The sequence below is a fragment of the Anoxybacillus sp. J5B_2022 genome (assembly GCF_026847645.1).
Classification (GTDB): domain Bacteria; phylum Bacillota; class Bacilli; order Bacillales; family Anoxybacillaceae; genus Anoxybacteroides.
The window spans coordinates 22,838-32,381 of the sequence record NZ_JAPSMC010000037.1 but is presented as its reverse complement, the minus strand read 5'-3'; the positions used below and the strand labels follow the sequence as shown (position 1 = coordinate 32,381).

At 45.9% G+C, this 9,544-nt stretch carries 9 protein-coding genes, 1 tRNA gene and 1 riboswitch; of the genes, 6 read left to right on the top strand and 4 right to left on the bottom strand.

Features of this window, described 5'->3' with window-relative positions:
* Nucleotides 1-60: 60 nt before the first annotated feature.
* Both M4I42_RS11105 and M4I42_RS11100 read right to left on the bottom strand, forming a co-directional pair.
* On the bottom strand, nucleotides 61-579 hold the full coding sequence (locus M4I42_RS11105; protein WP_268852230.1) for a YjcG family protein: 519 nt from the start codon (nucleotides 577-579) through the stop codon (nucleotides 61-63).
* A 74-nt stretch (nucleotides 580-653) separates the two neighbouring features.
* The gene (locus M4I42_RS11100) at nucleotides 654-1,382 is read right to left on the bottom strand and encodes an alpha/beta hydrolase (RefSeq protein ID WP_268852229.1); all 729 of its coding nucleotides are present in this window, start codon (nucleotides 1,380-1,382) and stop codon (nucleotides 654-656) included.
* A 382-nt stretch (nucleotides 1,383-1,764) separates the two neighbouring features.
* On the opposite strand from M4I42_RS11100, the gene M4I42_RS11095 reads away from it, so the two are divergent.
* The 4 genes from M4I42_RS11095 (at nucleotide 1,765) to metC (ending at nucleotide 6,419) form a co-directional block, all read left to right on the top strand.
* Entirely contained in the window at nucleotides 1,765-3,084 is a 1,320-nt protein-coding gene (locus tag M4I42_RS11095) for a GntP family permease (RefSeq protein WP_268852228.1), read from the top strand.
* Nucleotides 3,085-3,103: 19 nt separating this feature from the next.
* Nucleotides 3,104-3,880, top strand: a complete 777-nt coding sequence (locus M4I42_RS11090; RefSeq protein WP_268852227.1) for a 3-hydroxybutyrate dehydrogenase — start codon at nucleotides 3,104-3,106, stop codon at nucleotides 3,878-3,880.
* A 71-nt stretch (nucleotides 3,881-3,951) separates the two neighbouring features.
* Nucleotides 3,952-4,060, top strand: a riboswitch (SAM riboswitch).
* Nucleotides 4,061-4,132: 72 nt separating this feature from the next.
* Nucleotides 4,133-5,236, top strand: a complete 1,104-nt coding sequence (locus M4I42_RS11085) for a methionine biosynthesis PLP-dependent protein (protein WP_268852226.1) — start codon at nucleotides 4,133-4,135, stop codon at nucleotides 5,234-5,236.
* Between the two features lie 4 nt (nucleotides 5,237-5,240).
* Complete coding sequence (gene metC, locus M4I42_RS11080; RefSeq protein WP_268852225.1) at nucleotides 5,241-6,419, top strand: cystathionine beta-lyase; 1,179 nt, start codon at nucleotides 5,241-5,243, stop codon at nucleotides 6,417-6,419.
* A gap of 31 nt (nucleotides 6,420-6,450) precedes the next feature.
* Here the strand turns inward: metC and M4I42_RS11075 are convergent, their stop codons facing one another.
* Nucleotides 6,451-6,987 (bottom strand): HD domain-containing protein, encoded by a 537-nt coding sequence (locus M4I42_RS11075; protein WP_268852224.1) that lies wholly within the window; start codon nucleotides 6,985-6,987, stop codon nucleotides 6,451-6,453.
* A 173-nt stretch (nucleotides 6,988-7,160) separates the two neighbouring features.
* Between M4I42_RS11075 and M4I42_RS11070 the strand changes: the two genes are divergently transcribed.
* A tRNA-Val gene (locus M4I42_RS11070) sits at nucleotides 7,161-7,233 on the top strand.
* A gap of 115 nt (nucleotides 7,234-7,348) precedes the next feature.
* Entirely contained in the window at nucleotides 7,349-8,197 is an 849-nt protein-coding gene (locus tag M4I42_RS11065) for an Rpn family recombination-promoting nuclease/putative transposase (protein ID WP_268852223.1), read from the top strand.
* Nucleotides 8,198-8,359: 162 nt separating this feature from the next.
* On the opposite strand, the gene M4I42_RS11060 is transcribed toward M4I42_RS11065, so the two are convergent.
* Nucleotides 8,360-9,325 (bottom strand): Rpn family recombination-promoting nuclease/putative transposase, encoded by a 966-nt coding sequence (locus M4I42_RS11060; protein WP_268852222.1) that lies wholly within the window; start codon nucleotides 9,323-9,325, stop codon nucleotides 8,360-8,362.
* Nucleotides 9,326-9,544 lie beyond the last annotated feature (219 nt).

The window sequence follows — 9,544 nt, the reverse complement described above, 5'->3', positions numbered from 1 at the left end:
AGGCTTTTTACAAGCCCCCTCTTCAAAAGCCCAAGGCTTTAAGTGGTGGGTAGTTGACTACTATGCCTGTTCCTTTCCAAGTCGGAATGTTTCATAAACGGTCCATGCCCCGTCTTCCAACTGATAAAGCAAATGGAAGCGGTCGGTCGTTTCGGAAAAGTGGACCGTCTGCATTTTCAACTGTCCATACACGTCAAAATATTCGCCGTCCGATAAATCGCGCCCGATCGTAATGTGCGGAACGAACGCGTATTCTGGCTGGTCGGTGAAAATGCCGCTATATAATTTTTGATGCAGCTTTGTAAGTGTTTCGGTTGGTTCGACTTTTAAATAAATAACGGTATTCGACGGATAAAACGAGCTGAATTTCGTAATGGTTAACGGAATAACATCCGTTTCCGCTGCGATTCGCTGAAGTTCTTGCACGATTTGGTCGATTTGCTGTTCATCTGCTTCAAACGCGCTTTTTAGCGTGATGTGCGGCGGAATGAGCGCGTAATGGCTGTCGTAACGTTTTCGATAAGAATTGGCGAAATCTTGTACTCGTTTCGATGGAAAAATAGCAATCCCGTATTTCATCGGAATCCCTCCCTATATTGCGGTATTATTTAATTATAACAAAATTTTGACAAAGATTATAGTGTTATATTCGGTTACAGCACAAGAATAGAAGCAAGCGCCTTCGGAAGATCAGGCTGCCAATATGTCCATGTATGGTCGCCTGAAAATTCCTCATATGTGTAGTCAAATCCTTTTTGGATAAAACGATCGCGCGCGTTCCGGTTCGGGGTGACAAAATCGCGCACGTTGCCGTCGGTCGTTTTGACAGCGGTTTCTTCCGTGCCGATCGAATGGTATAGCTGCAATAAATGCGGCTCGGTAAACTGTTCGATTTTTTCAAGAATAGCTTCATTAAAATATGGCGATTGCATCGCAATTTTTCCGAACGTATGCGGATAAGTGAGCCCAGCTAGTAGCGACACGGTTCCGCCAAGCGAATCGCCGATTAAGGCGCGCCCCATTCCCATTTGGTACGTCGGGAACTCTTGATCTAAATATGGAACGAGTTCATTTGCCAAAAATTTTAAATAAGCGGTATGTTTGCCGCCATTTGGATGATATTTTTCGTAACGATCATGGACATTTTTATATGGAATGCCAACGACAATCGTACGGTCGATTTTTCGCTCCTCCATCAATTGCTCGACGACGCGGCCGACTTTTCCGAACATAAAATAATCTTTCCCGTCTTGCGCGATGAGAAGGGAGTATTTATAAAGAAGTGAAAACATACTTGGCAAATAAATAAGCAACGTCACTTCTTCTTCTAGTTCATGGCTGTAAATCGTTTGCTCAGTTACGATTCCTTTTTGTACGATCATCATTTGCCCTCCGTAACGAATTAAGAGTTCATTGAGTATTGTAACATATTTTCGACAAAGTATGTCAGATTCTATCATATGTACGTTAGTTACCTTTCGTTTTTTTTTTTGCGCTTGGAAGGTGTTTTTATTGCGCGTGTTACAAAGAGAAAGAGGTTGAGCCAGTCGGAAGAGGTGTTTTCATAAATTACACATTTGCGGAATAAATACATAATAGACAGTTTTAATATTGTATATTTTTAGACCATTTGATTTTGGCGCCGTTTTTGCAAATGAAAAAGGTGAGCGCTTGTCATAAGGGGGGATGCGTCGTTGAGAAGGGGATAAGAAAGGAAGTATAAACTGGGAATTTTTCACAAAATGAACATAGGGGGTGTATGAAATGTGGAGTATGATCGGTCTAATCGGGGGACTTGGGTTGTTAATTTATTTGACGATGAGAGGAATGAATTTATTTATTGCTGCACCGTTATGTGCGCTCATTGTTGCGGTGTTAAGCGGACTTCCACTGTTTCCGCAGCTCGTCGGTGAAGGGGAGGCGAACTTCGTCGGCAACTATATGGCTGGCTTTTCAGGATTTATTCAATCATGGTATTTAATGTTTTTACTCGGGGCGATTTTTGGAAAGTTGATGGAAGATAGTGGGGCGGCAGAAAGCGTTTCTAAATGGATTGTCGACAAAATCGGAGTAAAGCGGGCAGCATTGGCTGTGGTGCTTGCTTGCGCCGTATTGACGTATGGTGGCGTCAGCTTGTTTGTTGTCGCATTTTCTGTGTATCCGATGGCGGTTAGCTTATTTAAGCAGGCGAATTTACCGCGTCGCTTTATTCCAGGGGCGCTCGCGTTCGGCTCTGTTACGTTTACGATGACATCTGCCGGCTCACCGGAAATTCAAAACTGGATTCCGATTGAATATTTAAAAACGTCTCCGTATGCTGGCTGGGAAGTGAGCCTCATTGTGGCAGTATTTATGGCTGTTTTCGGCTATTGGTGGTTAAAGCGGATGATTATGAAAGCGGTCGCAAATGGCGAGCGATTCATTGAAAGAGAAGGCGATCCGGTGGCGAGTGATAAAGCGTTACCTCATCCAATGGCTGGATTCATTCCGTTAATTGTCGTTTTAGTCATTTCTTTTGCGTTCCATAATTCACTAAAGCAGTCCGCACTCATTGTTGCACTGCTTGGCGGTGTGATTGCCGTGTACGCGCTCAACCGCAACTACTTCCAAAACTTTAGCGGCGCGCTTTCCGAAGGGACGCTCGGTGCGTTAATTGCGCTTGGAAACACAGCGGCTGTCGTCGGTTTTGGCGGGGTGGCGAAAGCGGTTCCGGCATTTACGGAAGCAGTGCAAGCGATTACAAATATCCCAGGAAGCCCGTTAATCGGAAGCGCGATTGCGATCAGCGTCATTGCCGGAATTACCGGCTCGGCCTCTGGAGGTCAGGCCATTGCGTTGCCGCTTTTGGCGCCTCACTATTTAGATATGGGTGTCAATCCGGAAGCGTTGCATCGCGTTGTTTCTATCTCTTCCGGCGCATTGGATTCCTTGCCGCATAACGGATATGTCGTGACGACGATTCGGGCGATTTGCGGTGAAACGCATCGCGATGCGTACGGCGCGGTTGGTGCGTTAACGGTTATTGTTCCTGCGCTCGGAACGATTATTGCAATCATTCTCTTCTCGTTTGGACTAGGGATTTAACATAGGAGGTTAAGGCGGTATGGTATGCGATCAAGTGATGTTCATAACAGGGGCGGCACGAGGGATCGGATTTGCGATTGCCAAGCATTTTGCTGGACACGGAGCAAAAGTGATCCTTACCGATGTAAATGAAGAATGTGTGCAGGAAGCCGCGCGGCAGTTGAATGAACAAGGATTTGAAGCGACAGGTTTTAAATGCGATGTGACGGCGGAAGAGGCGATCAAATCCGCCGTCGAAAAAACAATTGCGAAGTACGGCCGTCTCGACATTTTAGTGAATAACGCAGGGCTGCAGCACGTAGCACCCATTGAAGCGTTTCCGACCGAGAAGTTTGAAGAGCTCGTCCGCGTTATGTTAGTAGCGCCGTTTTTGGCAATAAAACATGTGTTTCCGATGATGAAGCAACAACGATTCGGCCGCATTATTAATATGGCGTCGATTAACGGATTGGTCGGTTTTGCCGGCAAAGCGGCATATAATAGCGCCAAGCATGGGGTGATTGGGTTGACGAAAGTAGCGGCGCTCGAAGGAGCACCGCATGGAATTACCGTCAATGCGCTTTGTCCCGGCTATGTCGATACGCCTCTTGTCCGCAATCAGCTGGCGGATTTAGCCGCGACGCGCCACGTGCCGCTCGAAAACGTATTAGAAGAAGTCATTTACCCGCTTGTGCCGCAACGACGGCTTTTGTCGCCAGAAGAAATTGCCGATTATGCGCTCTTTTTAGCAAGCGATAAAGCAAAAGGAATTACCGGTCAAGCGGTCGTGATCGACGGCGGATATACGGCGCAGTGAAAAAATGCTTGCAAATTTCTGAGAAATCGTGTACATTGATAGAAAATCAGAAAATTCTATATAGTATTTCGTTCTTATCAAGAGAAGCGGAGGGACTGGCCCAGTGAAGCTTCAGCAACCAGCCAATATTTTGGCCAGGTGCTAAATCCAGCGGATTGGTTTCAATTCGGAAGATAAGAAGAAGCGTATTTGTTTCGATCAAAAAGCCTTCTTCTTAGAAGGCTTTTATTTTTTGGAAAGGAAGAGGAAGCGATGAAAAACATGGAGACGTTGCTTGCGCAAATTGGAAACCGAAGTGAAACGGTGACGGGAACGGTCAATCCGCCTGTTTATTTTTCAACGGCGTACCGTCATGAAGGAATCGGGCAGTCTACGGGATTTGATTACATTCGTACAGGAAATCCGACGCGCAAAATTGTCGAAGAAGCGATCGCCAAGCTTGAAGGTGGCGATCAAGGCTATGCGTTTAGTTCAGGGATGGCGGCGATCCAGACGGTGATGACGCTGTTTGAAAGCGGCGATGAGTTTTTAGTGTCCGCCGATCTTTACGGCGGCACGTACCGATTGTTTGAAAAAGGGTGGCGCAAATACGGCTTGTCGTTTCATTATGTCGATTTTCGCGACATATCATTAGTGGAGAACGCCATTACCGAAAAAACGAAAGCGATTTTTTTGGAAACGCCGACGAACCCGCTCATGCAGGAAACGGATATTGGCGAAGTGGCAAAGCTAGCGAAGCGGCACGGCTTGTTGCTCATTGTCGACAACACGTTTTATACGCCGGTCATTCAGCGTCCGATCGAGAAAGGAGCGGACATTGTCATTCATAGTGCAACGAAATATTTAGGCGGCCATAACGATGTGTTGGCTGGGCTTGTTGTTGCTAAAGGCGAAGCGCTTTGTCAGCGGCTAGCGGAATATCATAATGCGATCGGGGCGGTGTTATCGCCGTTTGATTCATGGCTATTAATCCGCGGAATGAAGACGCTCGCCTTACGGATGAGACAGCACGAAGAAAACGCGCGGCGCGTTAGCGAATTTTTAGCGGCGCATGAAGACGTGACCGACGTATTGTACCCAGGTCGAGGCGGAATGCTGTCGTTTCGTGTGCGCGACGAACGATGGGTGAACCGCTTTTTGCAAAGTTTGAAGCTCATTACATTTGCCGAAAGTTTAGGTGGGGTAGAGAGCTTTATTACGTATCCGGCAACGCAAACCCATGCCGACATTCCAGAGGAAATTCGCATCGCCAACGGTGTCTGTAACCGCCTGCTGCGCTTTTCGGTCGGCATTGAGCATGTCGAAGATTTAATTGCTGATTTGTCGCAAGCCTTGGAAAAAATGAAAGAGGTGTAGCGAAATGGAAAAATCGTTTTCGTTTCAAACAAATTTATTGCATAACAAATGGAAAATCGATGAGCAGACGGGAGCTGTCAGCGTGCCGATCCAGCATGCGTCGACGTTTCATCAAGCCAATTTTGATGAGTTCGGAAAATATGATTACAGCCGCTCCGGCAATCCGACGCGGGAGGCGCTTGAAGCGACGATTGCTGAACTGGAAGGAGGAGTGCGGGGCTTTGCCTTTTCTTCCGGCATGGCGGCCATTTCAACGGCGTTTTTGCTTTTGTCAAAAGGCGACCACGTTTTGGTGACCGAAGACGTGTACGGCGGCACGTACCGGATGATTACGGAAGTATTAAGCCGCTTTGGCATTGAATACACGTTTGTTGATATGACCGATTTGCATGAAGTCGCTTCCCATATTCGCCCGAATACGAAAGTGATTTATGTGGAAACGCCATCGAATCCGCTGTTAAAAATTACTGATATTCACGGCATTGTGAAGCTGGCGAAAGCGAACGGCTGTTTAACATTTTTAGACAACACGTTTATGACACCGGCCTTGCAGCGTCCGCTTGATTTGGGCGTCGATGTCGTGTTGCATAGCGCGACGAAATTTTTATCAGGGCATAGCGATGTATTGGCCGGACTTGCGGTCGTAAAGGATAAAGAGCTTGCCGATCGGCTGTATAAATTGCAAAATGCGTTCGGGGCGGTATTAGGAGTGCAAGATGCGTGGCTTGTGCTGCGCGGTTTAAAGACGCTTCACGTCCGCCTTGAGCAATCGGCCCAATCAGCGCTCAAAATAGCCCGATTTTTAGCGAAACATCCGAAAGTTGAGGCTGTGTATTATCCGGGACTTTCGGATCATCCGGGCCATTCGATTCACCGGTATCAGGCGACTGGCTTCGGGGCGGTGCTGTCGTTTCGCTTAGCGGATGAAGAAGCGGTCCGCACGTTTGTGAAGCATGTGAAAATTCCGGTATTTGCGGTCAGTTTAGGGGCGGTCGAGTCAATTTTGTCGTATCCGGCGAAAATGTCGCATGCGGCGATGCCGAAAGAAGAAAGAGAGAAGCGGGGAATTACCGACGGCTTGTTGCGCTTAAGCGTCGGGTTGGAAGCAGCGGATGATTTAATTGCGGATTTTGACGAAGCGCTTTCTTATGTCAAGACAAGGTCGGAAGCTGTTTCGCGATAACGATATAAGGCTAGGTGTATATGGCCTAGCCTTATATAATGTCATCGAGCCGTTCTTGTTGCAGTTGGCGGTCGACGAGTTCATCGAGTTGCTTTATTTTTTTCAAAGCAAGTGCTTCGTCGATTTTTCGATAATGATGTTTGCCACCCGGTTCTTCGTCGGCTTCGTCGGCGAGCTTAATGATCGTTTGCAGCGGTTTTCGTTTGAATTCCCCTTCCGGCAGGTAGGAATCAGTATGCAAGAGAATAGCGAGGGCGATTTCTTTGGCGTTTTTCGGGTGTTCGCCTAAGCGGATCAATAGCTTGTGCGCCCGCTCGGCGCCTTTGATGGCGTGGATGTCGTTTTGTTTATATTGTTCATAGTCCCATGTTCCGTTCGAATACCATTCGTAGTGGCCGATATCATGCAACAGCGCGGCTTTCGTGGCGAGGTCGACATTGACGCCGTATTGAATGGCGAGCCGATACGCATGATAAGCCGTCGCGATCGCATGGGCGATCCCAGACCGTTTCAAATACTTTTGCGCCACCGGATGGACAAACACGTCTGTCAGCGTGACGTATCTCATCAACATCCCCTCCGTTTTATGTGTTTCTTTTCATCGTATCACAAAAAAAGGACAGAAGGCAATAGTCGGTTGTCCGGGGTGGGGAGGAGAAAATTTTTTTTAAAAAAGTATTTGACAAACCATATTTGCGTCTATATAATTAAAAATGTGTTCGACAGAGAGCACATAAATATGATTCCGTAGCTCAGCTGGGAGAGCGCTACCTTGACAGGGTAGAGGTCGCTGGTTCGAGCCCAGTCGGAATCATCGAAGAACCCGAGTTCTATGAAAGAGCTCGGGTTTTTTATTTTTCAAAAACTAACAGGAAAACCGCACATTTTGTCGAATAAGGACAGTAAGCTATAATATGCGAGGTGACTATATGTCCATCGACCACGACCGTTTGTTTAAAGAGTTGATCCAAACGTTTTTTGAGGAATTTATTCTTCTCTTTTTTCCGACGATGCATGAGCATATCGACTTTCGCCATTTGTCGTTTTTATCGGGGGAGTTGTTCACCGATGTGACGGCAGGGGAGAAGTACCGCGTCGATTTGTTGGTCGAAACGAAGTTAAAAGGAGAAGACGGGCTTGTCATCGTTCATATCGAAAACCAAAGTTATGTGCAACCGTCGTTTCGTGAACGGATGTTTATTTATTTTAGCCGCTTGTTTGAAAAATATCGCAAAAATATTGTACCGATTGCCGTATTTAGCTACGACACGATCCACGACGAACCTTCAACGTTTACTCTCCAATTTCCTTTTGGTAACGTACTAGACTTTCGCTTTTTCACCATGGAATTGCGCAAACGAAACTGGCGAAACTATATTCGTAACGACAACCCAATCGCCGCTGCATTGTTAAGCAAGATGGGGTATACTGAAAATGAACGAGTGGGACTGAAAAAGCAATTTTTACGCATGCTTGTTCGCATGGAATTAGACGAAGCAAAACAACGATTACTGTTTGGCTTTTTTGAAACATATGTGAAACTATCAGACGAAGAAGAACAACAATTGCGAAGCGAGGTGAATGAAATGGAGACGAAAGAAAAAGAACAAGTACTGGAATTGATTATTTCGTATGAACAAAAAGCGTTGGAAAAGGGAAGAAAGCAAGGAATCAAGTACCTTGTGCAAACGATGGCGAGAAAAGGGATGAGTGTAAAAGACATTGCGAACGTAACCGATCTTGCGGAAGAGGAAGTGAGGCAATTATTGGAACAGTGATGAGTTTGTCCAACATTTATATTTGTCGTCGATTTCTAAGTGTGTAAAAACACTAGCGAATCGACGGCGGTTTGTTTTTTCCATGTTGCCTGCCTAGTTGTATCGAATCGATATAAAAACAAAAAAGCCAGCGTCCAAAAGCACTGACTTTTTTATTATGACCTAGCTTTTCAACCGTTCTCGTACTTCTTCTTCTGTCATGTCCAATATATTAGCAATCTCCGCAACGCTCATTCCTTTTTCGCTCATTTTTCTAATCGTTCCCTTTATTCCTTCTTCTCGTCCTTTTTCCAATCCTTCTTTCAATCCTTCTTTCAATCCTTCTTCCCGACCTTGTTCTAATCCTTTTTTCAGCCCTTCCTTCAATCCTTCCTCCCGGCTTCCGCGAATGTTCGATAGCTGATCAAGCAGCCATTTGAGACGCATTTCGTATGCGTAGCGGTTTTCCGGGTCAACGCTCAAACTGTGCCATTCTTCTAACGCTTCTAAAATTTCTTGTTCTGTCATCGCGATTCCCTCCAATTCGCGAAACATGTCTTCGTCCATTCTTTTTGTTCGGCTATCCACCGCCGACAACATCGTCAGCCATGGCCATTCCGGCGATTGCTTCACTTCTCTCCGATATTTCTTCCATTTTACCATAAATTGTGACAAGTCGAGTACATGAAATTCAAGGTGATCGCTCCAAAGAAATTGTTCTTCATCTTCACGGATGTGAAAGACGGTGTGGAAGCGGTCGGTTTCGTGCGGAAAGAGTGGATAGTTGAGGATGGCGATCATGATGGTCGGAGGAAGGGTGTCGTACCGTTCTCCTTTTGATAACGAAGATGAAAACAACCGCGCCCAGTAATACAACAGCCGTTCCGGCATGCCGTATTGCGGGATGATTTGAATTTCAACATGAATGCGCTCGCCAAGATTCGTGCGGACAATGACGTCTAACCGCCCTGTTTCTCCGTCTTCTGTTTCTTTCGTCAGTTCGGTGTTTTCAAACTGCACATCAACGATTCGGTCATCGCCTGTCCGGTGCAAAAGCGCGTTTAAAAACGCCATCGTAATTGACTTTCGGCTCGGATGTCCAAACAGCTGTTTAAACATAAAATCCATTTTTAAATCAAGATACTGCATGAACCTCATCCTTCCATGATATATGAAATACAATTTTATTACATTCGGGAAATAAGGGAAATGCAAATGCGGAAAATTGAATTTTGAGATGCTCTTTTCGTAAAAATAAGCGAAAAAAGCAGGGGGATTGAGGATTTTTGGAGTGAAAAATGAATTTTGATGGGAAGGGACAAATTTGCTTAAGGGACGTCTAGAAATAGAAAACAAGCTCTTGCATGT

What these genes read in the sequence shown, in the direction of transcription:
- M4I42_RS11075 (WP_268852224.1), bottom strand. Translation starts at nt 6,987, where the DNA reads ATGAGATACGTCACGCTGACAGACGTGTTTGTCCATCCGGTGGCGCAA.
- M4I42_RS11105 (WP_268852230.1), bottom strand. Translation starts at nt 579, where the DNA reads ATGAAATACGGGATTGCTATTTTTCCATCGAAACGAGTACAAGATTTC.
- metC (WP_268852225.1), top strand. Translation starts at nt 5,241, where the DNA reads ATGGAAAAATCGTTTTCGTTTCAAACAAATTTATTGCATAACAAATGG.
- M4I42_RS11060 (WP_268852222.1), bottom strand. Translation starts at nt 9,325, where the DNA reads ATGCAGTATCTTGATTTAAAAATGGATTTTATGTTTAAACAGCTGTTT.
- M4I42_RS11100 (WP_268852229.1), bottom strand. Translation starts at nt 1,382, where the DNA reads ATGATCGTACAAAAAGGAATCGTAACTGAGCAAACGATTTACAGCCAT.
- M4I42_RS11085 (WP_268852226.1), top strand. Translation starts at nt 4,133, where the DNA reads ATGAAAAACATGGAGACGTTGCTTGCGCAAATTGGAAACCGAAGTGAA.
- M4I42_RS11095 (WP_268852228.1), top strand. Translation starts at nt 1,765, where the DNA reads ATGTGGAGTATGATCGGTCTAATCGGGGGACTTGGGTTGTTAATTTAT.
- M4I42_RS11090 (WP_268852227.1), top strand. Translation starts at nt 3,104, where the DNA reads ATGGTATGCGATCAAGTGATGTTCATAACAGGGGCGGCACGAGGGATC.
- M4I42_RS11065 (WP_268852223.1), top strand. Translation starts at nt 7,349, where the DNA reads ATGTCCATCGACCACGACCGTTTGTTTAAAGAGTTGATCCAAACGTTT.